At 70.7% G+C, this 25,027-nt stretch carries 24 protein-coding genes; 6 read left to right on the forward strand and 18 right to left on the reverse strand.

Features of this window, described 5'->3' with window-relative positions:
- Positions 1-61 precede the first annotated feature (61 nt).
- From ACRY_RS15590 to radC, 3 genes are all read right to left on the reverse strand, one after another.
- On the reverse strand, positions 62-1,444 hold the full coding sequence (locus tag ACRY_RS15590) for a Hint domain-containing protein (RefSeq protein ID WP_012040184.1): 1,383 nt from the start codon (positions 1,442-1,444) through the stop codon (positions 62-64).
- 283 nt (positions 1,445-1,727) lie between these two features.
- Positions 1,728-3,260, reverse strand: a complete 1,533-nt coding sequence (locus tag ACRY_RS15595; protein ID WP_012040185.1) for a YifB family Mg chelatase-like AAA ATPase — start codon at positions 3,258-3,260, stop codon at positions 1,728-1,730.
- Positions 3,257-4,057, reverse strand: a complete 801-nt coding sequence (gene radC, locus ACRY_RS15600) for a RadC family protein (protein WP_043509237.1) — start codon at positions 4,055-4,057, stop codon at positions 3,257-3,259. The genes ACRY_RS15595 and radC overlap by 4 nt, the downstream gene beginning before the upstream one ends.
- Positions 4,058-4,243: 186 nt before the next feature.
- On the opposite strand from radC, the gene ACRY_RS15605 reads away from it, so the two are divergent.
- Positions 4,244-4,594, forward strand: coding sequence for a RidA family protein (locus ACRY_RS15605; protein ID WP_007422784.1), 351 nt, complete (start codon positions 4,244-4,246; stop codon positions 4,592-4,594).
- A 366-nt stretch (positions 4,595-4,960) separates the two neighbouring features.
- On the opposite strand, the gene ACRY_RS20280 is transcribed toward ACRY_RS15605, so the two are convergent.
- Entirely contained in the window at positions 4,961-5,284 is a 324-nt protein-coding gene (locus tag ACRY_RS20280; protein ID WP_231295288.1) for a hypothetical protein, read from the reverse strand.
- Here ACRY_RS20280 and ACRY_RS20285 point away from each other — a divergent pair.
- Positions 5,258-5,815 (forward strand): CHAP domain-containing protein, encoded by a 558-nt coding sequence (locus ACRY_RS20285; RefSeq protein ID WP_231295289.1) that lies wholly within the window; start codon positions 5,258-5,260, stop codon positions 5,813-5,815. The genes ACRY_RS20280 and ACRY_RS20285 overlap by 27 nt on opposite strands.
- A gap of 12 nt (positions 5,816-5,827) precedes the next feature.
- Here ACRY_RS20285 and rsmA read toward each other — a convergent pair whose 3' ends face one another.
- The 10 genes from rsmA to rpmE form a co-directional block, all read right to left on the reverse strand.
- On the reverse strand, positions 5,828-6,646 hold the full coding sequence (gene rsmA, locus ACRY_RS15615) for a 16S rRNA (adenine(1518)-N(6)/adenine(1519)-N(6))-dimethyltransferase RsmA (protein ID WP_012040188.1): 819 nt from the start codon (positions 6,644-6,646) through the stop codon (positions 5,828-5,830).
- The gene (locus ACRY_RS15620) at positions 6,643-7,926 is read right to left on the reverse strand and encodes a peptidylprolyl isomerase (protein ID WP_012040189.1); all 1,284 of its coding nucleotides are present in this window, start codon (positions 7,924-7,926) and stop codon (positions 6,643-6,645) included. Before ACRY_RS15620 ends, rsmA begins: the two co-directional genes overlap by 4 nt.
- The gene (locus tag ACRY_RS15625) at positions 7,923-10,163 is read right to left on the reverse strand and encodes an LPS-assembly protein LptD (RefSeq protein ID WP_012040190.1); all 2,241 of its coding nucleotides are present in this window, start codon (positions 10,161-10,163) and stop codon (positions 7,923-7,925) included. The genes ACRY_RS15620 and ACRY_RS15625 overlap by 4 nt, the downstream gene beginning before the upstream one ends.
- Before the next feature lie 3 nt (positions 10,164-10,166).
- A complete protein-coding gene (lptG, locus tag ACRY_RS15630; RefSeq protein ID WP_012040191.1) occupies positions 10,167-11,297 on the reverse strand; it encodes an LPS export ABC transporter permease LptG in 1,131 nt (376 codons plus the stop codon).
- Complete coding sequence (gene lptF, locus ACRY_RS15635; protein ID WP_007422778.1) at positions 11,294-12,418, reverse strand: LPS export ABC transporter permease LptF; 1,125 nt, start codon at positions 12,416-12,418, stop codon at positions 11,294-11,296. The genes lptG and lptF overlap by 4 nt, the downstream gene beginning before the upstream one ends.
- A 37-nt stretch (positions 12,419-12,455) precedes the next feature.
- Positions 12,456-13,181 (reverse strand): pyridoxine 5'-phosphate synthase, encoded by a 726-nt coding sequence (locus tag ACRY_RS15640; RefSeq protein ID WP_012040193.1) that lies wholly within the window; start codon positions 13,179-13,181, stop codon positions 12,456-12,458.
- Positions 13,178-14,155, reverse strand: coding sequence for a 4-hydroxythreonine-4-phosphate dehydrogenase PdxA (gene pdxA, locus ACRY_RS15645; RefSeq protein ID WP_012040194.1), 978 nt, complete (start codon positions 14,153-14,155; stop codon positions 13,178-13,180). The genes ACRY_RS15640 and pdxA overlap by 4 nt, the downstream gene beginning before the upstream one ends.
- A gap of 4 nt (positions 14,156-14,159) precedes the next feature.
- The gene (locus tag ACRY_RS15650; protein ID WP_007422775.1) at positions 14,160-14,789 is read right to left on the reverse strand and encodes a flavin reductase family protein; all 630 of its coding nucleotides are present in this window, start codon (positions 14,787-14,789) and stop codon (positions 14,160-14,162) included.
- A 106-nt stretch (positions 14,790-14,895) separates the two neighbouring features.
- Positions 14,896-15,357: an Hsp20 family protein gene (locus ACRY_RS15655; RefSeq protein ID WP_007422774.1), complete on the reverse strand. Its 462-nt coding sequence runs from the start codon at positions 15,355-15,357 to the stop codon at positions 14,896-14,898.
- 202 nt (positions 15,358-15,559) lie between these two features.
- Entirely contained in the window at positions 15,560-15,787 is a 228-nt protein-coding gene (rpmE, locus tag ACRY_RS15660; RefSeq protein WP_007422773.1) for a 50S ribosomal protein L31, read from the reverse strand.
- Positions 15,788-15,897: 110 nt separating this feature from the next.
- Here rpmE and ACRY_RS15665 point away from each other — a divergent pair, with 110 nt between their 5' ends.
- A complete protein-coding gene (locus ACRY_RS15665) occupies positions 15,898-16,533 on the forward strand; it encodes a class I SAM-dependent methyltransferase (protein WP_007422772.1) in 636 nt (211 codons plus the stop codon).
- On the opposite strand, the gene ACRY_RS15670 is transcribed toward ACRY_RS15665, so the two are convergent.
- The 3 genes from ACRY_RS15670 to ACRY_RS18135 are packed head-to-tail and all read right to left on the reverse strand — an operon-like array spanning position 16,517 to position 19,831.
- Positions 16,517-17,146: a DNA-3-methyladenine glycosylase family protein gene (locus ACRY_RS15670; RefSeq protein ID WP_012040196.1), complete on the reverse strand. Its 630-nt coding sequence runs from the start codon at positions 17,144-17,146 to the stop codon at positions 16,517-16,519. The two genes, ACRY_RS15665 and ACRY_RS15670, sit on opposite strands and share 17 nt — an antisense overlap.
- A gap of 10 nt (positions 17,147-17,156) precedes the next feature.
- Entirely contained in the window at positions 17,157-17,747 is a 591-nt protein-coding gene (locus ACRY_RS15675) for a hypothetical protein (RefSeq protein ID WP_007423419.1), read from the reverse strand.
- Between the two features lie 41 nt (positions 17,748-17,788).
- Positions 17,789-19,831, reverse strand: a complete 2,043-nt coding sequence (locus ACRY_RS18135; protein WP_012040197.1) for a DUF6600 domain-containing protein — start codon at positions 19,829-19,831, stop codon at positions 17,789-17,791.
- A gap of 193 nt (positions 19,832-20,024) precedes the next feature.
- Between ACRY_RS18135 and ACRY_RS15685 the strand changes: the two genes are divergently transcribed.
- Both ACRY_RS15685 and ACRY_RS15690 read left to right on the forward strand, forming a co-directional pair.
- Positions 20,025-20,252, forward strand: a complete 228-nt coding sequence (locus ACRY_RS15685) for a hypothetical protein (RefSeq protein WP_012040198.1) — start codon at positions 20,025-20,027, stop codon at positions 20,250-20,252.
- Between the two features lie 236 nt (positions 20,253-20,488).
- Complete coding sequence (locus ACRY_RS15690) at positions 20,489-21,901, forward strand: DEAD/DEAH box helicase (RefSeq protein ID WP_013640925.1); 1,413 nt, start codon at positions 20,489-20,491, stop codon at positions 21,899-21,901.
- Here the strand turns inward: ACRY_RS15690 and ACRY_RS15695 are convergent.
- Positions 21,845-23,695, reverse strand: a complete 1,851-nt coding sequence (locus tag ACRY_RS15695) for a sigma-54-dependent Fis family transcriptional regulator (RefSeq protein WP_043509240.1) — start codon at positions 23,693-23,695, stop codon at positions 21,845-21,847. The two genes, ACRY_RS15690 and ACRY_RS15695, sit on opposite strands and share 57 nt — an antisense overlap.
- 260 nt (positions 23,696-23,955) lie before the next feature.
- Here ACRY_RS15695 and ACRY_RS15700 point away from each other — a divergent pair, with 260 nt between their 5' ends.
- The gene (locus ACRY_RS15700) at positions 23,956-24,999 is read left to right on the forward strand and encodes an NAD(P)-dependent alcohol dehydrogenase (protein WP_012040201.1); all 1,044 of its coding nucleotides are present in this window, start codon (positions 23,956-23,958) and stop codon (positions 24,997-24,999) included.
- Positions 25,000-25,027 lie beyond the last annotated feature (28 nt).

The following is a 25,027-nucleotide window of genomic DNA, read 5'->3' on the forward strand; positions in this document are numbered from 1 at the left end:
GACCACGGGGCCGACGCTCAGCCCGCCCCTTACCCCGTTCCGGGCGAGGGGCGGGATGCGGTCAGGCCGTCAGCCTGGTCTCTGCCGCCTGCTGCATCACCGGATAGCGCAGACCGGCTTTCAGCGGCGTCACGGTCAGAACGCGGCCCTTGAGCAAGCTCGCCGGCACCAGCGCCGCGCCATCGGTCCAGCGGCCATCGGCTTCCACGCCGTGCCACCCTTCGGCCAGTGCCGGGTGATCGAGCGCCACCGGTTCGTCGCCCGCCATCAAACCGCCGATCTTGACGCCGAGCCGGCGGCGGTCGCGCGGATCGGGCGTCACCTCGGCGGGAACCGCGCTGCGCGACGTGATGATCGCCGCGCCGTCGGCGCGGTACTCGACGCGAAGCTGCGCGTCGTCCGTCGTCTCGAGTCCCGCGCGCTCGAGGATCTGCGTCCGGACCTGCTCGACGATCGCGCCATGCTCGGCGAAGGGGGCGCAGCTTGCCGCCTCGCGCAGCGGCTGCGCGAACTCCGGATGCAGGGCGATGGCGGCACCGCCATTTTCGAAGGCCTGGCGGTTGCCGGTCTCAAGGTAGCTTTCCGCCGGCATGTTCTCGGCCAGCAGGATCGCGTGCGCCGGCAGTTCGACATGGTAATAGGTGACGCTGCGCCGCTCGACCTGCCGGATCGTCATGCCGTTGACGAGCGCTTTCGCCGGGATGAGCGCGCCGTTGAAATAGAAGGCGTGATCCGGCGAAACGACGAGGTCGCGCGCCGGCACGTTATCCGCAATCGCATGAGCGCCGATCAGCACCGGCTGCACCGCGTTGGGCCTCGCATGGCGACCCGGTTCGATCGTGCGATGTCCGATCCACACCACGGGCGCCGTCCCGCCGCCATGCAGGAGGACGGCGTCTCCCTTCGCCAGTTCCTCCACCGGGACGTCACCGCGCGTCGTCGCAATCCGGGTGCCCTCGGCAAAACAGGCATTCGAACCAAGCGACGACAAGGAGGGCGTCACGCCATCGAACGTAATTTGGATTTGGTTATCATTCGGATCTTGTATGTCATAGAATACACCCTGCTGCGTAAAGACATTTACGTCAGTCTGTTCGATACCGCCGGAAACACTGAATTCCAGCCCGTGTACATCGAGTCCCTGCGTATTGCCATTACCTCCGCCGGGGCCGTAGCCGCCGCCGGACGTCGTGCCCGGGAAAATCGCGTTGTCGAAAAGTACGCCGTGGAGCAACTGAACTTGCCCGCTGTTTCCGACCATCCCGGTGATTGTGTTGCCTTCCCAGGTCCCGCTGATCGACAAGACGGGATACCCCTCGCCGCTAACGACACCGATATTCATGGGGTTGGTGATCGTGGCGATCGTTGTCGAGATCGTCACGTTGACCGTGTCTGTATATGAACCGTCGGTAAAGGTATATGTGAAAGTTTCCTGTCCGGACATGATGAAACACCTCAAAAATTATATTATATCTAAAGATAAATACAGTAAATCGCCGCAGTTAACCTTCTTTAATCCATCGAATGTTGCCGGTGCAAGTTTATTGTTGGTGCCAGCTCATACACTCGGGTAACGCAGTCCCCCGGACCGTGCGATGCGTCGGCCCGGCCCTGCCCATCGTCGTTGGAGCACCATCCGGGCAGACGAAATCATCCGTTCGGATGAGGATGCTTGGTTAGTCATCGGAGAGGATCATCGCATCCGATCCGTCCGGATCCGAAACCGCTCAGTCCCCCGCCTGTGCCGCCAGCCGCCGCGCCGGCGCCGCCCGGCCGGGCTGGCGATGCCGATAGGCGATCGCCTCGGCGACATGCTCCCGCCGCACCACGTCCACGCCGGCCAGGTCGGCGATGGTCCGGGCCACCCGCAGGATGCGCGTCAGCCCCCGCGCCGAGAGGTGCAGCCGGTCCGCCGCCTGTTCCGCCAGCGCCCGCGCCCCTTCATCGAGCGCGATCGCGTCGCCGGCGAGGTCCGCGTTGCCCACGCCCTCGCCCTGCCGCGCGCGCTGGATCGCCCGGCATGCCGCCACCCGCGCGGCCACGGTCTCGCTCCGCTCGCCCGGCGGTGCGCGCATCAGCTCCGCCGGACTCGCCGGCGCGATCTCCACCACGAGATCGATGCGGTCGAGCAGCGGTCCGCTGATCCGCCCCTGATAGTCCTCCCCGCAGCGCGGCGCGCGGCCGCAGGCGCGGGCGGCATCGAACAGGTGGCCGCAGCGGCACGGATTCATCGCCGCGACCAGCTGGAACCGCGCCGGATAGGTGACATGCGCCGCCGCCCGCGCCACCGTGGTCCGCCCGGTCTCCAGCGGCTGGCGCAGCGCCTCCAGTGCCGCGCGCGGAAATTCCGGAAACTCGTCGAGGAACAGCACGCCCCGATGCGCCAGCGAAATCTCGCCCGGCCGCGCCCGGTTGCCGCCGCCGGCGATCGCCGCCATGCTCGCCGAGTGGTGCGGCTCGCGAAACGGCGGCCGCGTCACCAGCCGCCCCTCGCTCAGCAGCCCGGCGACCGAGTGAACCATGCTGACCTCCAGCGCCTCGCGCGGCGTCAGATCGGGCAGCAGCCCAGGCAGCCGCGCCGCCAGCATCGACTTTCCGCCCCCCGGCGCGCCGATCATCAGCAGGTTGTGCTGCCCCGCCGCGGCGATCTCGAGGGCGCGCCGCGCCCCGTCCATCCCCCGCACATCGGCGAGGTCCGGCTGGCGCGAAGGTGCCTGGAACCGCCCGCGCGGCGGCGGCTCCAGCAGCGCCTCGCCGCGGAAATGGTTGATCAGCGCGAGCAGGTCGGCCGGCGCCAGCACACCGATCTCGCCGGCCCAGCCCGCTTCCGGCCCCTGCGCCGCGGGGCAGATCAGGCCGAGATCGCGCGCCCCCGCGGCAATCGCCGCCGGCAACACCCCGGCCACCGGCGCCAGCCGCCCGTCGAGCGACAGCTCGCCGATCGCCGCGAACCGCGCCATCTCCTCCGCCGGCAGCACGTCCATCGCGGTCAGCACGCCGAGCGCGATCGGCAGGTCGAAATGGCTGCCCTCCTTCTGCAGGTCCGCCGGGGCAAGGTTCACGAGGATGCGCTTCGCCGGCAGCGCGAGTCCCATCGCGGTCAGCGCCGCGCGCACCCGCTCCCGCGATTCCGCCACCGCCTTGTCGGCCAGCCCGACGACGAGAAACACCGGCAGCCCGGCGGCGATCTGCACCTGCACCTCGACCGGCTGCGCCTCGATCCCGGCGAAGGCGAAGCTCTGGATGCGGGTGATGCTCACGCCGCCGCCCCGGAGAGGAATCCCTCGCGGCGGAAGCTCAGCCACCCCGCCTTGCCGATGATGACATGGTCATGCAGCGTGATGTCGAGCAGGGCGACGGCGCGCTGCACCTCCCGCGTCATCTCGACGTCGTCGCGCGAGGGGGAGGGGTCGCCGCTCGGGTGGTTGTGAACGAGGATGAGCGCCGTCGCCCGTGTCTCGATCGCCCGCCGCACCACCTCGCGCACATAGACCTGGGTATGGTTCACCGTCCCGCGCGAGGCCACCTCGTCGGCGAGCAGCCGGTTGCGGTTGTCGAGATAGATCACGCGGAACTGCTCCACCGGCTCGCGCGCCATCGCGATGGTGAGGTGATCGATCAGCCGCTCCCAGTTGTTCAGCACCGGCGCGTCCGCCAGCTCCGCGCGGGCAAGGCGGATGGCCGAGGCCTGCACGAGCTTGATCGCCGCCACGCTGTGCTGCCCGAGCCCCGGTGTCGCGAACAGCGCGTCCGGCTCGGCGGCGAGCACGGCGGCATAGGAGCCGAACCGGTTGATCAGCGCCTTGGCGAGCGGCTTGGTGTCGCCCTTCTTGAAGGCGAGGAAGAGCAGCATTTCCAGCAGCTCGTAATCGGCCAGCGCCTCGGCGCCGCGGCCGAGCAGCTTCTCGCGCATCCGGCCGCGATGGCCCTGCGGCCCGGTGCTGGAGAAGGGCGCATCGGCCGCCGGCGCGTGGTCGAACCCGCCGCGCTCCGCCATCCCGCGCCGCCCCGGAAGCGGGGCCGCTTCCGGGAATGGCTCGCCGCCGTGCCGGCGCATCGCGCGGAATAGTTTTTCAAGCAAAAGGAGAAAAACTCCATCTCAGATACTCGCCAAGGTTGAATACTACCGATCCACCCGCCGGCTTGTCCAGCGTCATCGCCGTGGCTTGCGCCCCACGCGGCCGCGCAGATAGAACAGCGCACGGCCGCCGCCGGCTGCCGCCATTCCGTCCCGGAGACCCTCATGAGCCGCATCATCCGCACCGAAGCGAACGAAATCCTCTCGAAAGCCGTCGAATATCATGGCTTCGTCTACACCCAGGGCGTGGTCGCGGCGGACCCGGCCGGCGACATCACCGCCCAGACCCGTGATGTTCTCGCCCAGATCGACGCGCTGCTCGAACAGCATGGGACCGACAACACGCGCCTTCTGCAGGCGCAGATCTGGCTGAAATCGATCGACGACCGCGGCGCGATGAACGCCGTCTGGTCGGCCTGGCTGCCGGAAGGCGGCGCGCCGGTCCGCGCCTGCGTCGAGGCGAAGCTCGCCGATCCGCGCTACCTGGTCGAGATCATGGTCGTCGCCTGCCGCTGACCCCGGCCGCGTAAACATTTTCCGCCATTCGCGCCGGATGAAATCTCGATCTTCATCCGGCGTTAGGAAGTTCGTCGTAACGTCCGCCCCATGTCGCCGCGAAACATTAAATTTTCCTCGCGCGTGACATTTTTGCCCAGTCCGAGGGTTGCGTTCACCGCAGTCCCCCCGTAACAGGAATGCAAGCCATTCGTGGCTTGAAACAAAGACCCGAGTCGGCAAAAAGCTCGGTCCGGTTACTGCGCTGACTGAGCAAAATCCGGCATTGGCTTGATTGGATTGTGGTTTTTTTGTGTCCGGAAGGGGCGCGCGGAACAAGAAGGCGAACGGGGCATGTGGGCAGGCGTTACGCGATTGAAGGAAACATCACGGATTTGCGGCGGCGTTTTCGTTGCCTTCCTTCTCGCGCATGTCGGCCATGCAAAGACGGAACATACCGCTCCCGCGCGCGTCGTCCACCGGGTGAAATCGCCCGTGCGCCACGTCGTCTACCACCACGAACCGGTGCGCCACGCCCCCATCCACCATGTCGTCTACCGGCATGAGCCGGTCCACCGCGCCCCCGTCCGCCATGTCGTCGATCATCACGTCGTCGCGCGCCACATCGTCGAGCACCGCGCCCCGGTGCGCCATGTGGTCTACCGTCACGTCGAGCATCCGCGCGTGGAACATCACGTCGTCGTCCGCCACGTCGTCGAGCGCCGCCCGGCCGTCCGGCGTTATCGCTATCCGCGCCATCTCGTCCGCCGCACCAGCTATCTCTGGTGCGTGCCCTATGCGCGCGAAATCTCGCATATCGACATCAAGGGCGATGCCTTCCTCTGGTGGGCCGAGGCGGCCGGCCGCTACGCCCGCGGCTACCGCCCCGAGGATGGCGCCGTGCTCAACTTCCGCCCGACCGGCCGCATGCCGCTCGGCCATGTCGCCGTCGTTGCCAAGGTGATCAACAGCCGCGAAATCCTGGTCGACCAGGCCAACTGGATCCCTGATACCGTGAGCCGCAACGTCCCGGTCATCGACGTATCGCCGAACAACAACTGGTCCGAGGTCAAGGTCGCGCTCGGCAACGGCTCGTTCGGCACGGTCTATCCGACCTACGGCTTCATCTACAACCAGGCGCCGTCCAATGTCGTCTACGCCAGCAATGGCGGGACCGAGGTGGCCGAGGCGCCGGTGGTCCACAAGATCCGCCTGACCGCGCCGAACCGCACCCTGCGCTGAGCCGTCCCGGCGTCAGTCCGGCAGCAGCCGGGCGAGCGAGAGAAATTCCGCGGGCGCGAGCGTCTCCGCCCGGCGCGACGGGTCGATCCCCGCCGCTTCCGCCAGCGTCGCGCCGCCCAGCGCCTTCAGCGACCCCCGCAGCATCTTCCGCCGCTGCCCGAACGCCGCCGCCGTCACCCGCTCCACCTTCGCGAGCAGCGCCGGCTGGAGCTGGTCCTCGTGCGGCACCAGCCTGACCACGGCCGAGTCCACCTTGGGCGGTGGTGAAAACGCGCCGGGCGGCAGCGTCAGCACGATCGCGCCGCGCACGGTGAGCGCCGCGAGCACCGCCAGCCGTCCATAGGCCGGGCTGCCAGGGGCCGCGACGATCCGCTCCGCCACCTCACGCTGGAACATCAGCGTCATCGAGCGGAAGCACGCCGCCTGATGCAGCCAGCGCAGCAGCATCGCGGTGCCGGCATTGTAGGGCAGGTTGGCGACGATCGCGCGCGGCGCCGGCACCAGCGCCGCAAGGTCGAGATCGAGCGCATCGCCCTCCAACACCCGCAGCCGCCCCGGGTCCGCCGCCGCGAGTTCCGCAACCGCGCCGACCGCCCGCGGATCGAGTTCGATGGCGGTCACCCCCGCCGCGTCGCTCGCCAGCAGCGCGCGCGTCAGCCCGCCCGGCCCCGGCCCCACCTCAATAACGTTGACACCGTCCAGCGGCCCGGCCAGCCGCGCGATCCGCGCGAGCAGGTCGGGGTCGAGCAGGAAATGCTGCCCCAGCGCGCGCTTCGCCGACAGCCCGTGCCGCGCGATCACCTCGCGCAGCGGCGGCGCTCCCTGTGTCACGGGGTGGCGAAAATCCGGATCTCGGCGTCGCGGTGCAGCGTGTCCATCAGCCGCTGCGCCTCCAGCGACACCCGGCGGTTGATCAGCATCTCCTCGATCGCCTTCTTCCCCGGCAGGCCGATCTTGCTGGTCTCCCGCTTGCAGACCATGACGATGGCGATGCCGCTGCTCGACACCAGCGGCTCGCTCGGCTGGCCGAGCGGCAGCGAGGACAGCAGCTTGCGGAACGCAGCCGGCCGCACGGTGGTCAGGTCGACCGGCCCCGGATTGGACTTCTGCACGCTGCCCGCCGCCGCGTTCGCGGCCTCCACCTCGGCGCAGGAATGCAGCGTGCCGCGCAGCGCGTTGGCATGCTGCAGCACGCCAAGCTGCTGCGCATCCGGCTGGCCGCCGGCGAAGGGCTTCGTGAAGGGCAGGAACACCTGGCGGATCGACAGCGTCGTCCGCTGCCCGACGCCGAACTGGCGGATGCCGAGCTGGTTGACGATCTCGAAGCCGCCCGCCACCCGCACCGGGTCGCTGATCGCCCCGACCGGCATCTTCTCGACGATGCGGCGCACCGCGGGGTCGAGCAGGTCGGGCTGCACCCATCCGCGGTCGCCGCCGGTCAGCGCGCTCTGGCTCTGGCTGAACTGGGCCGCCACCACCGGGAAGGGCGCGCCCGCGCGCAGCTGCCTGATCACCACATCCGCGAAACGCCGGGCATTCGCCACATCCGCCGGATTTTCGACGGGGATGAAGATTTCGGCGATGTGGTACTGCGTCTTGCCGATCTCCTTCTTCATCGCCGCCTCCTCGGCGGCGATGTCGGCCGCGGTCGGGCGCAGGTCGGGGCCGAGCTTCTTGCGCAGCACGTCGGTCCAGCCGATCTGGGTGCGGAACTGGCTCACCAGCGTCGAGAGCGGAATGCCGGCGGCGGCGAGTTTCTTCTGCAGCGAGCCGGGCGGCAGGTGATTGGCCTCGTTCACCCGCTTCAGCGCGGCGGCGATCTTCGCCTCCGGCACCACCACCTTGTTCCGCTCGATCGCCTGCAGCTGCAGCGACTGGTCGATCAGCTCGCGGGTGATCTGCGGTTTCAGCCGCTGCAGCGTCGCCGATGTGGTCGGCAGCCCGGCGGAGAGCGCGAACAGCCGGGTGCGCGCCGCGACATCGGCATTGGTGATCACCGTGCCGTTCACCACGGCGGCGATGCTGGCCGTCTGCGCGCGCGCCGGCGCGCCGGGTGCGAGCAGGCCCGCGGCAAGGCCGATCAGGGCCGCGTAAGAGACGAACGATTTCATAGGGCGCTGAATCCGATGTTCCCGAGTGTCTTGAGCGTGACGGTGATCAGCAGCGTCGTCGTGCCGTGATCGTAATTGTAGGAGGTGAAGTTGCGGTAGAAGTCGATGTTCACCGCGGTGCATTCGTTCTGCCATACCGCCCCGATGGAGGCGTTGTCGAACTGCCCGGTGGCGAGGTTGCGCTGCACCCCCGCCGTGAGCGACCAGTGCGGCACCAGCGTGGTCGACACGCCGAGCGTCACCTCGCGCTGGGCCTGGAAATATTGCGGCGGCGGCGGGCCGGGCTGGGTGAACAGGTAATAGGAGTTGGTGGTGCTGTAGAAATACCCGGCCGAGACGTTGAAGCTCTTCGGCCCGAAGGTCGCGTAGCTGTCGATCATCTGGGTCGACAGGTCCCGGTGCGACAGCCGCGTGCGATAGGTCAGGCTGAACCAGGGCGCCGGCGCGACGGTCGCCCGGCCCACCACGTCCGATTCATGCCCGCCCAGCCCGCTGTCCGGCGGGTAGAGCTTCGAGGTCTCGAAGGAATAGGACTGGCCGACCAGCCCGCTCGCATAGGCGCCGCCCGGCAGGTACCACGCGCCCTGCAGCGCATAGTCCACCCGCGCGCCGCCGGCGAAGCGGTCGATGCCGCCGAAGCGTTGCAGGCTGAACAGGTTCGCGTCGGAGAACTGGAAGTCGAGACTGTCCTCGTTCGGAATCGTGCGGGTCTGCCCGAGCCCGTAGACCGGCGCCGCCACGAGCTGCACCCGCGGCTCGATCACCTGCGTGCCCCAGCGTCCGGCGTCGCGCTCCAGCGGCCAGGCGAAGGACACCGCGCCGATCGGGATGGCCCGCGCCGTCTGCGAGGTGGTGATCGGCGAATAGTTCGGCTGCTGGTTGAGCTTGTCGGCCGAATATCCGGCGGTGATCAGCCGCAGCCGCGCATCCACCAGCAGCCCGTCCGGCCCCTGCCGCGGCAGGTCGTAATTCGCGATCACCGCGACCCGCCGCGTCTGCGTGCCGGACTGGCGGAAGATGTTGAACGCGTTCGCCGTCAGCGAGAACCGCCCGCCCCAGGAATCCGCCGCGCCGGCATAGCTGTAGCGGGCATAGGGCAGCACGATCGGCAGCCGGTTCTGGCTGATCGAGGCGACCAGGCCCTGATAGGTCTCCGCCTCGATCTTCGCATAGGAGCCGCGCCCGAACCCTTCGAGCCAGGCGTTCGAGGCGAGAAACGCCTCGTTCGGCAGGTAGCGGAAATCGTTCAGATACTGCGCGGTCGAGGTGTGGTTGTAGCTGAACCCGGCGCGCCAGTTGCGATTGAGGTCGAACGTGCCCGAGGAGAAGATCGAATCCGAAATCCCGCCCTTGTCGGCATAGCGGTCGCGCCCGCCCGAGACGTTGATGTTCAGCTTGCCGTCGTTGAACGCCTGGCGGTATTTCAGGTCGAGCACCGGCCCCGCCTTGGTCGCGATGATCGGGACGATCGTCAGGTCCTGGCTCTTGCTGATGTCCCAGAAATACGGAATCGCGACGAAGCTGCCGATATGGGTCGAGCCGCCGAAGCCGGGAATCAGCAGGCCGCTCTGCCGCTTCACCGAGGGATCGGGCTGCGAGAGATAGGGCAGCCAGAACACCGGCACGCCGTAGATCTCGAGCTGCGCGTCGTGATACTCGATCACCCGGTGCTGCAGGTCCTCCACCGCCTGGCGCGCGCGGATCTGCCACAGCGGTGCTGCCTTCGGGTTGCTCTTGCAGAGATTGCAGGTGGAATAGATCGGCTTCGAGAGCTCCTCGATCACCCCGCCATAGCGCCGCGCGCCGTTCGCCACCATTCGCCCGTTCTCGGCGAGAATCGTGGCCACGTCGTGCAGCACGGCGTTCTTCATCCCCTGCGAGAGCGTGGCGTGCCGCGCGAAGACCACCGCGCCGTCCGGCTCGATCATCACGACATGCCCGCTGGCCACCGCCGTGTCGTTGCGCCGGTCGATGACGATGCGGTCCGCCTGCAGCAGATGGCCGTTCTGCCAGGCCTCGACATGGCCGCTCGCGGTGACCACGCCGGTGCCGTGATCGTACGAAACGCGGTCGGCCAGGAAGGTGACCGGCGCGGAATTCGAGACCGGCGTTTCCGGTCCGGCGACCAGCGCGCCCATCTGCGCGCGCGCCAGCGGGGCCGCCAGCATCGCGCCGGCGATCCCGATCCCGATCCGTCGGCGGAGCCGCGCGTGGCGGCGTTGCTGGGCGTCGTTCATGCTTCAGCCATCCTCCAGATGAAGCAACAAGGCAAGCGCCAGCATCAGCCCGGCCGCGGCCGGCGCCCAGGCCGCGAGCCCCACCGGCAGCGCGCCCGACTTGCCGAGCTGTGCCGCCACCTCAGAAAGCATGAACAGCAGGAACCCGCAGCCGACGCCAGCCCCGATCATCTGGATCGCCCCGCCCCGGCGCGACGGCCGCATCGAGAATCCCGCCGCCACCAGCACCATCGTCGCGCAGAGCAGCGGCAGGGCGAGCAGGCTCTGGAACGCCAGCTCGTGCTGGGTCGCCGAAAAGCCCGAGCGCCGCAGCAGCCGGATGAAGCCCGGCAGCGCCCAGAACGACAGCGCGCTGGGGCTCGCGAAACTCTCCTGCACGCGGCCCACCGTCAGCGTCGTCGGAATCCGCAGCGCGCTCACCGCCCGCGGCTCTCCGTCCGGCGTCAGGATTCGCGCGCTCTCCAGCCGCCAGCCGCCCGGCTCCAGCTGGCCCCGCGCGGCCTCGATGCGTTCCTGCAGCGTAGTCTGCGCGGTCAGCCGCAACACGGTGATATGCCCCGTCGTCAGCACCTTGCCGTGCAGGTGAACCGCGTCGGCGTGCAGGATCGCGATGCCGCCCTTGCCCCCCGCATCGTCCGCCTGGCGCAGCCAGAGCTGCCCGCCCTGTAGCGAGAGCGGCCCCGAATCCACGCCGAGATAGGTCGAATACAGCACCTCCGCCCGGGCGAACATGATCGCCGAGATCGGGCTGCCCGCCGTGGTGGCGAGCACGCCGATCAGCGCGGCCCCCGCCACCGGCACGGCGAGGAACTGCCAGACCGAGGTGCCGGTCGCCCGCGCCACCACGAGTTCCGAGCTCCGGGTCAGCCGCCAGAACGCGAAGATCCCGCCGAGCAGCACGGCGAAGGGCAGGATCTGCATGCCGAGCCAGGGCACCCGCAGCACCTCCAGCGCCAGCATCCGCCAGAACGTCGCCTGCGGCTTGTCGGCCGACTGGCGCAGCAGGTCGAGGAAGTCGAACAGCGCGCCGATCGCGGTCAGCCCGGCCTGCATCGCCACCACGGCGCCGAGGAAGCGCCGGCCGATATAGAGCGAAAGGGTCAGCGGCGGCCGCCAGGCCCGCAGGCGGATCATGCCGGCACCGTCCGCGCCCGCCGCCGCCGCCCGCGCAGCAGCAGCGCGAGCCCGACCAGCGCCGGCCCCAGCGTCACCGCGAAGATCAGCGGGATCAGCCCGTTCTGCCGGGCCGCCAGGTTCTCGGTGCCGAGTTCCAGCGCCACCAGCCCCATCACGATGAACACCGCCGCCACCAGCGCCGCCGCCCCGCCCTGCCGGCGGAACGGGCTGCGCAGCACGCTGAGCAGCGCGATCACCGCATAGGACAGCACGGCGAAGGGCGAGGCGATCCGGCGCCACGCCTCCTCGCGCCAGCGCCGCTGCACCGGCGGGGGAACATGCGCGGCGCCGGCGTGGAACAGCTGCGTCATCGTCGCCTCCGAGGTCTTCGGCGCGAGCTTCCGCGTCACACCGGTCGGCTTGGCGAGGCTGATGAGATTGCGCCGGAAACTCAGGATATTGAGGCGCCCGGTCTTCGGGTCCACCTGCTCGCGCGAGCCGTCGAGCAGCAGCACCTCGGGTCCGTCCGGCCCGTCGATCAGCCGCCCGCTCCGCGCGAGGATCGTCGCCGGCTCGCCCTTCTGCCGCGCGTCCTGGATGACGATGCCGTGCAGCACCTGGTCGTGGTCCCGCCGCTGCACGTAAACGGTGATATGCCCGGGAATCGGCGTGAACACCCCGGGTTCGAGCAGGAAGGCGGCGACCTGGTTGCGGATGATCGACTCGAAATGGGTGAACCGCGCCAGGGTCGAGGGCACCAGCCACACGTTCAGCCCCCAGCAGGCCAGCATCGTCAGCATCGCCAGCGCCAGCGCCGGCCGCGCGATCGCGGCGTCCGACATGCCGCTCGCCCGCATCACCGTCAGCTCCCGGTCGGCGGCGAGCCGCGCATAGACGAACAGGATCACGATGAAGCAGGTGATCGGCAGGATCACCGCGACGAAGCTCGGCACCAGCAGCCCGGTCAGGTGCAGGAACACCACCGGCGACAGCCCGTGCTGGATGATCAGCTGGATGAAGCGCAGCGACTGCGTCAGCCACACCAGCGCGACGAGCCCGAGCGTGGAAACCGCCAGCCCGATGAGGAGCTGGCGGAACACGTAGCGGTCCAGCCGGGTCGGGGTCAGCAAGGAAAGCATCGCCGGTCTTTTGGCGGCGCGCCGGGTCAATGGCAAGTTAACGCTGCGTACGCCGTCGCGCCGCGTCCATGATCGCGCGCATCCGGCGGATCGCCTCGGCCAGGCCGACGAACACCGCCTCGCCGACGATGAAGTGGCCGATATTCAGCTCCCGCACCTCCGGCAGCGCCGCGATCGGGCCGACATTGTCATAGTTCAGCCCGTGCCCGGCATGCACTTCCAGCCCGAGCGCCGCCGCCCGCGCCGCCGCGGCGCGCAGCCGGTCGAGCTCGCCCGCCCGCCCCTCGGCATAGGCGCCGGTATGCAGCTCGACCACCGGCGCGCCCAACCGTGCCGCGGCTTCCAGCTGCACCGGATCGGGATCGACGAAGAGCGAGACGCGGATTCCCGCCGCCCGCAGCGCCGCGATGCGCGGGGCCAGCGACTCGGCGGTTCCGGCGGCGTCCAGCCCGCCCTCGGTCGTCACCTCCTGCCGCCGCTCCGGCACCAGGCAGCTCGCATGCGGCTTCAGCCCGCAGGCGATGCCGACCATCTCGTCGGTCGCCGCCATCTCCATGTTGAGCGGCACCGAAAGCGCCCGCGCGGCGTGGATATCGGCGTCGCGGATATGCCGCCGGTCCTCGCGCAGATGCAGCGTGATCCCGTCCGCCCCCGCCTCGATGGCGATCCGCGCGGCGCGGATCGGGTCGGGGGTCGCGATGCCGCGGGCGTTCCGCAGCGTCGCCACATGGTCGAGATTGACGCCGAGCCGCAGGGCGCTCATCGCCGCCCCGCCATCTCGCCGGCCAGCCGCAGCGCCGCGATCAGGCTTTCCGCCCGCGCTTTCCCCGTCCCCGCGATGTCGAAGGCGGTGCCGTGGTCGGGCGAGGTGCGGATGATGGGCAGGCCGAGGGTGACGTTCACGCCGTTCTCCATGTCGATCGTCTTGAGCGGGATAAGGGCCTGGTCATGATACATGCAAAGCGCCGCGTCGTAACCCGCCCGCGCCGCCGGGGTGAACATCGTGTCCGGCGGCAGCGGCCCGAACGCGTCGATGCCCGCGTGCCGCAATGCCGCGATCGCCGGCGCGATGATGGTCAGCTCCTCGTCGCCCATCGCCCCCGCCTCGCCGGCATGCGGGTTGAGCCCCGCCACCGCGATGCGCGGCGCCGCCACCCCGAAATCCCGCGTCAGCGCCGCCGCCAGCCTCCGCCCGGCGGCGACGATGGCGCCGGTCTCCAGCGTCTCGATCGCCCGCCGCAGCGACACATGCACCGTCACCGGCACCACCCGCAGGCCGGGGCAGGCCAGCATCATCACCGGAGCTGCCACGCCGGTCAGCGCGCCGAGGAACTCGGTATGGCCGGGATGCGGAAATCCCGCCTGATACAGAACCGACTTGGCGATCGGGCAGGTCACCACCGCCGCCGCCTCGCCGGCCAGCGCCAGCCGCGTCGCGGTCTCGATCGCCCCGGTCACCGCGGCGGCGTTGCGCGGGTCGGGCCGCCCCGGAATCGCCGGCGCCGCGAGCTTCACGTCCAGCACCGGCAGCGCCGCGCCGAACCGGGAAGCGGCCTCGCCGATCCGCCCGATCCGCGCCACCGGCACGCCGAATCCCGCCGCCCAGTCCGCATCGCCGATGAGCGCGAACGGAAGCAGCCGCTCCCGCGCGTCGCGCCAGGCGGCGGCGGCGATCTCCCCGCCGATCCCGGCCGGGTCGCCCATGGTCAGCGCGATCGGGGCGTCGGTCATCGCCATCCGGTCAGTCGCGCGGCCAGTTCCCGACCGGAATCCGCGGCATGTCGAACCGCTCCGTGGTCCGCGCGTACCAGCCGCCGCCATGCATCCGGCCGATCAGGTCGAGCTTCGGCGTGTCGATATGGCAGCGCTCCGGGTTCAGCACCGCGTCGTCGCGCACATGCATCGCCTGCACCTGGCCGATCACCAGCGCGCGGTCCGGCCCGAACTCGATCATCGAATGCAGCGTGCACTCCATCGCCACCGGGCTCTCGGCGATGCGCGGCGGGCGGATCTTCTCCGAGGGCAGGGTGGTCAGCCGCGCCTCGGCCAGCTCGTCCACCTCCGGGCCGAACTCGATCGCGGTCACGTTCATCGCCTCGGCGTTCTCGTGCGCGACGAGATTGACCACGAATTCCCCGGTCAGGCGGATGTTCTCGCCGGTATCCTTGGGGTCGCCCGGCCGCCGCGCGCCGATGCCGAGGCACAGGATCGGCGGCCCGGCGCCGAAGACGTTGAAGAACGAGAACGGCGCGGCGTTCAGCCGGCCCTCGGGATTCAGCGTCACCACCCAGGCGATCGGCCGCGGCACCACGGTCGAGGCCAGCAGCTTGTACTGGTCCTCCGGTTTCAGTTTGGTGAGGTCGAACAGCATGGCTTGATCATCGCCGCTTCCGCCGCCCCTGTCCATGCGCGCCGCCGGGGGCGCCCATGAAAAACCCCGCGCCCTGCGGCGCGGGGTGTCGGGGATGGCGGCGAGGTCAGGCGGCCGCCTTGTCCTGTTCGATCACGGGCGTGGCCGCCGGCGCGCCGGTGCCGATGGCGATCTTCCGCGGCTTCAGCGCCTCGGGAATCACGCGCTTCAGCGCCACGTGCAGCAGCCCGTTCTCCAGCGCCGCGCCATCGACCACCATGTGGTCGGCCAGCACGAAGCGCCGTTCGAACGCGCGCGAGGCGATGCCGCGATAGAGCACCTCGCCCTTGCTCGCCCCCTCGGCGATCCGTCCGGTGATGATGAGCGTGTTGTCCTTCACCGTCATGTCCAGGTCCTCGGCGCGGAATCCGGCCACCGCCATGGTCAGGCGGTAGTCCTCGGGGCCGAGTTTCTCGATATTGTAGGGGGGATAGGCGGTGGCGTTGCCGTCCGGCACGCTGTCAAGCAGCTGCTGCAGCCGGTCGAAGCCGATGGCGGTGCGGAAAAGCGGGGAAAAATCGAGCGTCATGAGTAACCTCCTCGGTCAAGCAAGGTCCAGTGAACCGGGCTGTCCGACGGACCAGCCCGCAGTGCCGGAAGAACCCCGAAGGCATCCTTCCTGTCCGAGGATAAAGGTATTCGCCGCCGCCGCTTCAAGACCCGCGCGCATGCGAAAACGCGCCCGGCCGAAGGCGGCGGGGCGCGTTGCAGGTCTGCCGCGGCGGGGACGCTTACTTCTTGCGGGCGCCGATCCCGGCGAAGCGCTTATTGAACTTCGCCACCTGGCCTCCGGTGTCGAGCACGCGCTGCTGCCCGGTCCAGGCCGGGTGCGACTTCGGGTCGATATCGAGCCGCAGCGTGTCGCCGGGCTTGCCGTAGCACGAGCGGGTCTTGTACTCGGTGCCATCGGTCATGATGATGTTGATCTCGTGATAATCCGGATGGATATCGGCTTTCATCGCAACTCTCCTGATCCTGGCCGATGCCGACCGGCCGCGTGACGGGCCCGCTTAGCGGTTTGCGCCGTCCGTGGCAAGCACCGTCCACACCACGCAAGGGAAACCACCGCATGAGCGAACCGACCCCCGAGCAGAAATGGGAAGCCCGCTACGCCGCCGCGGGCGGCTACATCTTCGGCACCGCGCCGAACGCCTTCCTCGCCGCCAATGCCGGGCTGATCGCGCCGGGCGCGAAGGTGCTCTCGGTCGCCGACGGCGAGGGCCGCAACAGCGTCTTCCTCGCCGGCAACGGCGCCGATGTCCATGCCGTCGAGGTCTCGCCCACCGCGCTCTCCCGCGCCCGCAAGCTCGCCGCCGAACGCGGCGTCGCCATCGCCTTCGAACAGGCCGACCTGCTGCGCTGGTCCTGGCCCGAGCACGCCTACGACGCGGTGGTGGCGATCTTCGTGCAGTTCGTCCCCCCGGCCGAGCGTCCGGCGTTTTTCGGCCGGCTCGTCCGCGCCCTGCGCCCCGGCGGCCTGCTGCTGCTCGAGGGCTACCGGCCCGAACAGGTCGCCAACCGCACCGGCGGCCCGTCCGACCCCGCGCATTGCTACACCGAGGCGATGCTCCGCGAGGCCTTCGCCGGCCTCGAGATCGAGCGGCTCGACAGCTACGACGCGGTGCTCGACGAAGGCCCCGGCCATTCCGGCCCCTCCGCGCTGATCGACCTCGTGGCGCGGGTGAAGGTCAGGCCTGGTACTTGATCGTCTTCGCCCGGTCGGCGGCCCGCCAGAGATACCAGGCCGCCGTGCTGCGATACGGCGCATAGGCCTCGCCGATCGCGGAGAAGGCGCGCGGCTTCGGCTGCGCCTCCAGCCCGTGGATCAGCCGGTAGCCCTCGCGCACGCCGAAATCGTCCACCGGAAACACGTCCGGCCGGCCGAGCGTGAAGATCAGCAGCATCTCCACCGTCCAGCGGCCGATCCCGCGCAGGGTGCAGAGCCGCTCGATCAGCGCCGCATCGCTCATCCGCGCCGCGGCCCGCCTGGTCGGCACCGTGCCATCCAGCGTCCGCCGCGCGATGTCGCGCAGCGCCGCCGCCTTCGCGGCCGAGAACCCGCAGCCCCGCAGCGCCTCGTCCGACAGCGAGAGCAGGTGCCCCGGCGCCGGCACCGGCGCCTCGGTCAGCGCGCGCAGCCGCCCCAGCATCGCCTCGGCGGCGCGGGCGTGCAGCTGCTGGTGCGCCACCGCCGAAATCAGCGCCTCATAGGGCTCGCGCGCCCGCTCCGGCGCCAGCGTGCAGCGCCCGACCTCGCGGATCAGCGCGCCGAGCACCGGATCGGCGGCGGCAAGATGGGCGCGGGCGAGGCGGCTCATCCGGCTTGCGTCATCGGCGGGCCAGCCCCGCCATCCGCGCGAGGCGCCAGCGCCAGGCGGAAAACCGCCGGGCCAGGCGCCGGTTGCCCGTCCGCGCCAGCACGCTGCGCAACGCCTGCCGCAGCCGCAGCCGCACCGGCTCGGTCCGCCGCAGCACCCAGGCCTTCGCCTCCAGCACGGCATGATGGAACCGCGCGAACCAGCGCACCGACAGCAGGCTCTGCTCGCAGGCCTGATAGATCCAGATGGCCAGCAGCAGCGCGAATCCCTTGATGAACACGGCAACGACCGTCGCTGCCAGCCAGTTGCCCTTCACCAGCAGCACCGTCGCCCACAAGCCGCTCAGATGGTCGATCGCCTCCGGGATCAGGAACAGGAACAGCACGATCACCGGCGGCAGGTCCTGCAGGAACCGCCGCAGCCGGGCGATCGGCGGCGCCCGCGAGATCAGGTCGAGCAGCGCCTTCGTGCCCTTCCACACCACCCGATCGAGAAACTCGACCAGCAGCGCCAGCGGCAGCAGCAGCACGTCCTCCGCCATCCGCAGCCGCCGGCGGCGGCGCGCGGCCCAGGCAGTCCTGTCATCGATCCGGCTGGCCATGATCCGACCCTACCACAACCGGCCCGGCACCCGATAGCGCATCATGACGCGCCCTCCTGCCGGTTCCGGTTTTGCTCCGGCGCCCGGCGCTGCGGCGCGGTGGGCGAGGGCGGGCGCGACTGTGGCTGCGGGCGTGCTTGCGGGCGCTGCGGCTGGAACCGGTTTTGCTCGGGCATCCGGCGCGGCGGCGCGGCGGGCGGGCGCGGCTGCATCTGCGGGCGCGTCTGGGGCTGCTGCGGCTGGAACCGGTTTGGCTCCGGCGCCCGGCGCTGCGGCGCGGCGGGCGCGGGCGGTCGCGGCTGCATCTGCGGTCGCTGCGGCTGGAACCGGTTTGGCTCCGGCGCCCGGCGCTGCGGCGCGGCGGGCGCGGGCGGACGCGGCTGCATCTGCGGTCGCTGCGGCTGGAACCGGTTTTGCTCCGGCGCCCGGCGCTGCGGCGCGGCGGGCGCGGGCGGACGCGGCTGCATCTGCGGTCGCTGCGGCTGGAACCGGTTTGGCTGCGGCGCCCGGCGCTGCGGCGCGGCGGGCGCGGGTGGGCGCGGTTGCATCTGCGGTCGCTGCGGCTGGAACCGGTTTTGCTCCGGCGCGCGCGGCGCCGGCCTGTAGCTCGGCACGGCGATGCCCGGCGCCGGCATCGCCCGGGGCGGCGAGCCCGGCACCCCCGGCGCCGCCGGCACGCCAGGCCGTCCCGGTGCCGGCGCCATCGCCGGCCGCGCGGGGGCAGGCGCCGGCCGCGCCGGCTCCAGCGGCATCCGCAGGAAACCGCCATAGGCCGGCGCCGTCCGGCCCGGCAGCATCGGCCGCGCCGCCGCCAGCGCGCGTTCCGGCGCCGGATGTCCGAACCGCCCCACCGCGTCGCCCCGCCGCAGCGCCTCGGGCCCGATCAGCGTCGCCGCCATCCGGTTCGCCAGCCGCGCCGGATGGCGCTCCGCCGCGAAGCCCGGCGCGCGCGGGTCGCGATACCGCGCCGGGTCCCGCACGTCGAACCGGTTCAGCCGTTCCACATAGGCGGGCGGGCAGCTGTACCACGGCAGAAAGGGCTCGCCCGGCGCCAGCGGCACCCAGCCGACCGCGCCGCCATTCAGCCCCACCCCCACCGAAATCCCCGGCGCCACGTTGAAGAACGCGACCAGCGCCGGCGCGTAGACCGGCGGGGCGCGCGGCGGCACCGGCACCGGCGCGGGCAGCCAGCCCCAGCGTCCATGCCTGTGCAGCCAGCGGCCGTAATGGAACGGCGCGAAGCCCCAGGGCGCGTCGTCGATCCAGGTCCAGCCCCAGGGCGGCACATAGGCCCAGTGCCCGTGCCGGTACGGCGCCCAGCCGGGCCCGACCCGCGGATACCAGATCGCGCCATAATCCGGCACGTCACCCCAGCTGCCATAGGCGGCGAGCAGGCCCGCCCCGGTCATGCCGGTCACCACCGCCGGCGCGCCGGGCGGGGCGGGCGGCGCGGCTTCCGCCAGCATCCGCTCGATGAACGGGTCGGTCTCGAGCGGTCCGCGCATCGCCCGCACCGGTGTCGCGCCGGCGAGGCGCGCCGTCTCCCCCGGCCCGAGCCGGAGCGACCCGCCATCGCCCGTCACCTCCGCCGCGCCGTCGATCACGCCGATCCGCGTCGGCGCCGCCGCGTCCCCGGCGCTGATCGCGTAGCGCCCGTCCTGGCTGATCGTCACCACCCCGCGCGGCGTGCGGATGCGCCAGGTCTCGCCCGGCACCAGGTAGCGCAGATCGAGAAACGCCTCGCCGCGTGGCACATCCAGCGTCGCGCTGTCCTCGCCGAGCGCCGCGATCCCGAATTCGGTCCCGCCCGCCAGGGTGATCCGGCTCCAGCCGAAGGTCAGCGCCGCTTCCGCCCCCGGCTCCGCATAGAGCGTATCGCCGCCGATCAGCGGATAGTTCGGCGTCGCCGGCTCCCATTCGCCGCCGGCCCGGGCGAACGACACCGCCCCCTCGATCCGCGCGATCTGGCCGACGCGGGCGGGCGGCGCGCCGTTCGCCTGGGCCCGCGCCGTCGCCGTCGTCCCGGCGAGCAGGGCGGCGAGCAGCCATGCAATATGAAACAACGTCGCGAACTGCCTGCGCATCATGACCTCCTGAAGTCGCATCCCGCCGGTCCGAAGTCGCATCCCGCCGGTCGCGGACCCCTGTGGCGCAAGTTTGGTCCGATCGTGCCCGGAAAAAAGCGGTTCCTCATCAAGTTACAATTTTGGCACGAATTGGCCCCATGGCCGCCATACCGATCGGCACAATATGCGAAAGACGATGCAAGGAACGACGATGAGACCGAATTTGCGCAGGATGCTGCTCGCGGCCGTGGCGGCCGGCGCGGCGCTCGCCCTCGGCGGATGCGTCTATTATCCGTCGAGCTACGGCGCCGGCTATGGCGGCGGCTACTACACCTATCCCTATGCCCCGCCGCCGGTGGTCTATGGCGGCGTCACGATCGGCGGCGGCTGGTGGCATGGCGATGACGACGAAGGCTGGCATGGCGGCTGGCATCACTGACCGCCCTTGCCAACCCGGCGGCTGAGCGCCTATATCCCGCGCTGACGAACAGCGCTCGTAGATGCGGCCCGATGGCCGCCGGCTCTGTTCACCGGCCGGCCGCGCCCTGGCGCCGCCATCCGCCGGCAGGCGCGTTCCATGCGGGGCGCGCACCCTCTGGGCGGCTCGTCTACGAAGCTTCCTGCCACCCTTGTGCCGCTCCCTCGCATCGAAGGAGCCGCGACGAAAGCGCTGTCTTGACCGATTTTACCACCCTCGGCCTCGCCGAGCCCCTGCTGCGCGCCATCAGCGAGCAGTCCTATGAAACCCCCACCCCGATCCAGGCCCGTTCGATCCCGGTGATGCTCGAAGGCCACGACCTCGTCGGCATCGCCCAGACCGGCACCGGCAAGACGGCCGCCTTCGTGCTGCCGATCCTGCACCGGATCGCGGCGAACCGCGCCCGCCCGGCGCCGCGCGCCTGCCGCGCCCTGGTCCTCGCCCCCACCCGCGAGCTCGCCACCCAGATCGCCGATGCCGCCCGCACCTACGGCAAGTTCACCCGTCCCTCGGTCGCCGTCGTCATCGGCGGCGCCAAGCCCGGCCCGCAGGCCCGCCGCATGGAATCCGGGGTCGACCTGCTGGTCGCCACCCCCGGCCGCCTGCTCGACCATGTCGCCGCCGGCGTCATCCGCCTCGATGCGGTGGAAACCGTGGTGCTCGACGAGGCCGACCAGATGCTCGATCTCGGCTTCATCCCGGCGATCCGCCAGATCATGGCGAAGCTGCCCCGCCAGCGCCAGGCGGTGATGTTCTCGGCCACCATGCCGAAGCCGATCCGCGCGCTGGCCGGCGAATTCCTGCGTGACCCGCGCGAGGTCGCGGTCAGCGTCGAATCGAAGCCGGTCGACCGGATCGACCAGCAGGTGCTCCTCCTCGCCCCCGAGGAGAAGAAGGACAAGCTCGCCTGGCTGCTGGCCGACGTCGCCGTCGAGCGCGCCATCGTCTTCACCCGCACCAAGCACGGCGCCGACAAGGTCACCCGCCATCTCGAGGATGCCGGCATCGGCGCCGCCGCGATCCACGGCAACAAGAGCCAGGGCCAGCGCGAGCGCGCGCTCGACCAGTTCCGCTCCGGCCGCATCCGCGTCCTCGTCGCGACCGACATCGCCGCCCGCGGCATCGATGTCGACAACGTCTCGCATGTGGTGAATTTCGAGCTGCCGAACGTGCCGGAATCCTACGTCCACCGCATCGGCCGCACCGCCCGTGCCGGCGCCGAGGGTGTGGCGATCTCGCTGGTCGAGCCCTCCGAGCTGCCCTATCTGCGCGATATCGAGACGCTGATCGGCCGCCATCTCGTCCCCGGCGGCGCCCAGCCGGTGCGCGGCCTCGCGCCGCCGCATCTCCTCCGCGCCCGCAACCAGGTCGCCCGCCAGGGCCAGATGCCCAAGCGCAACGGCCCGCCCAAGGCCGCGCATGCCGGCCACGGCCACGGCGGCGGTCACGGCGGCGGCCACCACGGTCAAGGCCACGGTCATGGCGGCGGCAACGCCCATCACGGCAAGCCCGCCCACGCCAAGGCCGGCGGCAAGCCGCAGGGCCGCGGCCGCTCAGCCGGCGGCGGTCGGGGGCGTTCGTCCGATCGCGCGGTAAATCGTGTTGCGTGACACGCCGAGCGCGCGCGCCGCGCGGCTGATATTGCCGCCGGCCGCGCGCAGCGCCGCCTCGATCCGCCTCGCCTGAACGTCGCGCAGCACCGACTGTCCGGCGGCGGCCGGCGCGGCCGTCTCCGCCGGCAGCAGGGCGGCGATCGTCTCCTCGCCGATCACCTTCTCGCCGGTCAGCGCGGCGCGCGCCAGCACGTTGCGCAACTCCCTGACATTGCCGGGAAAATCGTGCCGCGCGAGGCGTGACGCCGCCGCTGGCTCAAGCCGCGTGCCCGGCGCCACCTGTTCGAGCAGGTGCGCCGCGAGCGGGCGGATGTCGCTGCGCTCGCGCAGCGCCGGCAGGGTGATCTCGGCGATCGCCAGCCGGTAATACAGGTCCGCCCGGAACCGTCCCGCGGCCACCGCCTCGCCGAGATCGACATTGGTCGCCGTCAGCAGCAGCACGTCGACCAGGCGCGGCATCCCGCCGCCCACCGGCCGCACCGAGAAATCGTCGAGGAAGCGCAGCAGCGCGGCCTGCAGCGGCAGCGGCAGGTCGCCGATCTCGTCGAGGAACAGCGTCCCCCCATCCGCCTCCACCGCGAGGCCCGCCGCCCCGCCGCGCCGCGCGCCGGTGAACGCGCCCTCGACATGGCCGAACAGCTCGGCGGCGATCAGGTCCGGCGGAATCGCCGCGCAGTTCACCGCGACGAATCGCCCGCTCCGCCCCGAGGCGCGATGCGCGTAGCGCGCCGCCACCTCCTTGCCCGTGCCGGTCGCCCCGCGGATCAGTACCGGCATGCCGCGCGCCGCCGCCCGCGCCGCCATGTCGAGCGCCGCCCGCGCCGCCGGGTCCTCGGCCACCGGCGCGTCCGCCGCCGGCACGCCCTGCGTGGGGGCGATCTTGCGCGGCCGCGCCGTCTCCGGCTGGTCGAGCCTGGCGTGGAACAGCCGCCCGGCGCGGTCGGTCAGCGTGCCCGCCGCCCCCGGCCGCAGCTCGGCCGGCGCGAACAGCGCGCCGAAGGTCGCGCCGATCGGCTCCGGCAGCCCGGCGAGGATGAACCGCGCCTGGTCGTTCGCCGCCACCACCCGGTCGGCGGCGTCGAGCGCGAGCAGCCCGGCATAGGCGGTGTCGAGAAACTCGGCCCTTCCGTGGATGGCGAGCAGCCGCTTGCCGGCGAGGCGGGCGCGGAACAGCCGCGCCTCGATCTCCGCCGCGGCGAGGGCGACGATGGCGCGCGCGTTCGGCGCATAGGCCTCGCTGAAGCAGGTCGCGTCCAGCACGCCCGCGAGCGTGCGGTCGGGCAGGAAGATGGGTGCGGCGATGCAGCTCAGCCGCTGGTGATGGGTGAAGAAATGTTCCGCCCCGCGCACCGCGATCCGCTGCCGCGAGGCGCTCGCCGTCCCCAGCGCGTTGGTGCCGACCAGCGATTCCTCCCACACCGTCCCCGGCACGATGCCGAAGGCCTCGATGTCGCCGCGCCGCCCCTCGCTCACCAGCGAGTCGATCAGCACCCCGTCCGGGTCGGCGAAGGCGAGCACGAAACTGTCCCGCCCGAGCTGGCGGTGCAGCGCCTGCATCTCGGCGCGGGCGAGGCGCCTTGCGGTTTCGTGCGCCGCGCGGTGGCGTTCGAGCTCGTGCTGCTCGATCCGCCCGACATTCGGCGGATGATGCGGGTCCAGCCCGGCATCGAGGCAGCGCCGCCAGCTCGCGGCGATGGGCGCGGCCAGCAACCCTGCCGGAATGGCGCGCCCCAGCTCGAGCAGCGAGCGCGCCTGCGCAAGACGGGAGTCGGTGGCACGATGCGCCAGCATGTTTCCTCCGATAGCCTTTTGCCATCCGGGCCGCGTCGGGCAACCCGCCGGGTGCTTCAACTGGTCTTCAGCGGACCCTTTTCCAATATGGAGGTTATACGGGCACGGGCCGCAACGGAACACTTGTTTTCCGTCGCTGTTGCGGAATGGAACATGAACGGCCTCGTCCCTTTGGCGAAGCCCGCGGAATCCCGCCGCTCCGCGCGCTGGCACGATCGATGCAGCATCCCCCTCACCAAGGAACCAGGGGGAACCGCGCCATGAAAGCCGCCGTGCTGCACGGATACGACGAAAAGCTCACCGCACCCGACTTCGTCACCTACGAGGACGTGCCCGAACCGCAGATCCGCAACCCGACCGACGTCATCGTCCGCATCGGCGGCGCCGGCGTCTGCCGGACCGACCTGCACATCATCGAGGGCGTCTGGCGCTCGAAGGTCGATCTCAAGTTCCCGCACATCATGGGCCACGAGAACGCCGGCTGGATCGAGGAGGTCGGTTCCGCCGTCACCCACCTGAAGAAGGGCGACCCGGTGATCTGCCATCCGCTGATCACCTCCGGCCACTGCCTCGCCTGCCGCCGTGGCGACGACATGCACGCCGAGGAAAGCGAATTCCCCGGCATCAACTGCAATGGCGGCTATGCCGAGCTGCTGCGCACCGGCGCGCGCTCGATCATCAAGCTGCCGAAATCGCTCGCGCCGAAGGACGTCGCCCCGCATACCGATGCCGGGCTCACCGCCTACCGCGCCGCGAAGAAGGCCTCGCGCCACCTGCTGCCCGGCCAGTTCGCGGTGGTGATCGGCGCCGGCGGCCTCGGCCATATCGGCATCCAGGTGCTGCGCGCGATGTGCGCCGCCCGGATCATCATCGTCGACCGCGCCGACATGGCGCTGCAGCTCGCCCAGGAATGCGGCGCCGATTTCGCGGTGAAGGCGGACGGCTCCGAGCTCGACGAGGTGATGCGCCTGACCGGCGGCAAGGGCGCCGAGGCGGTGATCGACTTCGTCGGCGAGGGCGACGCCGTGGCGAAAGGCCTCGCGATGACGCGCGACGGCGGCTACTATTACATCGTCGGCTATGGCGGGAAGATCGACATCCCCACCATCGACATGATCACCTCGGAAAAGACCATCGTCGGCAATCTCGTCGGCACCTATCCCGAGCTGATCGAGCTGATGGCGCTGGCCGACCAGGGCAAGGTCACCCTCGCCACCCGCGAATACCGGCTGGACGAGGCCAATGCCGCCCTGCACGACCTGCATCACGGCAAGGTCCGCGGCCGCGCCGTGCTGATTCCCTGAACGAAGCGAAAAAAAAACCACCGCTCAC

The organism is Acidiphilium cryptum JF-5 (assembly GCF_000016725.1).
Taxonomy (GTDB): Bacteria; Pseudomonadota; Alphaproteobacteria; order Acetobacterales; family Acetobacteraceae; genus Acidiphilium; species Acidiphilium multivorum.

Coding starts and splice junctions, on each gene's coding strand:
- ACRY_RS15590 (WP_012040184.1), bottom strand. CDS start 1,444: ATGTCCGGACAGGAAACTTTCACATATACCTTTACCGACGGTTCATAT.
- radC (WP_043509237.1), bottom strand. CDS start 4,057: ATGCGCCGGCACGGCGGCGAGCCATTCCCGGAAGCGGCCCCGCTTCCG.
- ACRY_RS15605 (WP_007422784.1), top strand. CDS start 4,244: ATGAGCCGCATCATCCGCACCGAAGCGAACGAAATCCTCTCGAAAGCC.
- ACRY_RS15620 (WP_012040189.1), bottom strand. CDS start 7,926: ATGAAATCGTTCGTCTCTTACGCGGCCCTGATCGGCCTTGCCGCGGGC.
- ACRY_RS15625 (WP_012040190.1), bottom strand. CDS start 10,163: ATGAACGACGCCCAGCAACGCCGCCACGCGCGGCTCCGCCGACGGATC.
- lptG (WP_012040191.1), bottom strand. CDS start 11,297: ATGATCCGCCTGCGGGCCTGGCGGCCGCCGCTGACCCTTTCGCTCTAT.
- lptF (WP_007422778.1), bottom strand. CDS start 12,418: ATGCTTTCCTTGCTGACCCCGACCCGGCTGGACCGCTACGTGTTCCGC.
- ACRY_RS15640 (WP_012040193.1), bottom strand. CDS start 13,181: ATGAGCGCCCTGCGGCTCGGCGTCAATCTCGACCATGTGGCGACGCTG.
- pdxA (WP_012040194.1), bottom strand. CDS start 14,155: ATGGCGATGACCGACGCCCCGATCGCGCTGACCATGGGCGACCCGGCC.
- ACRY_RS15650 (WP_007422775.1), bottom strand. CDS start 14,789: ATGCTGTTCGACCTCACCAAACTGAAACCGGAGGACCAGTACAAGCTG.
- ACRY_RS15655 (WP_007422774.1), bottom strand. CDS start 15,357: ATGACGCTCGATTTTTCCCCGCTTTTCCGCACCGCCATCGGCTTCGAC.
- rpmE (WP_007422773.1), bottom strand. CDS start 15,787: ATGAAAGCCGATATCCATCCGGATTATCACGAGATCAACATCATCATG.
- ACRY_RS15665 (WP_007422772.1), top strand. CDS start 15,898: ATGAGCGAACCGACCCCCGAGCAGAAATGGGAAGCCCGCTACGCCGCC.
- ACRY_RS15670 (WP_012040196.1), bottom strand. CDS start 17,146: ATGAGCCGCCTCGCCCGCGCCCATCTTGCCGCCGCCGATCCGGTGCTC.
- ACRY_RS15675 (WP_007423419.1), bottom strand. CDS start 17,747: ATGGCCAGCCGGATCGATGACAGGACTGCCTGGGCCGCGCGCCGCCGC.
- ACRY_RS18135 (WP_012040197.1), bottom strand. CDS start 19,831: ATGCGCAGGCAGTTCGCGACGTTGTTTCATATTGCATGGCTGCTCGCC.
- ACRY_RS15685 (WP_012040198.1), top strand. CDS start 20,025: ATGAGACCGAATTTGCGCAGGATGCTGCTCGCGGCCGTGGCGGCCGGC.
- ACRY_RS15695 (WP_043509240.1), bottom strand. CDS start 23,695: ATGCTGGCGCATCGTGCCACCGACTCCCGTCTTGCGCAGGCGCGCTCG.
- ACRY_RS15700 (WP_012040201.1), top strand. CDS start 23,956: ATGAAAGCCGCCGTGCTGCACGGATACGACGAAAAGCTCACCGCACCC.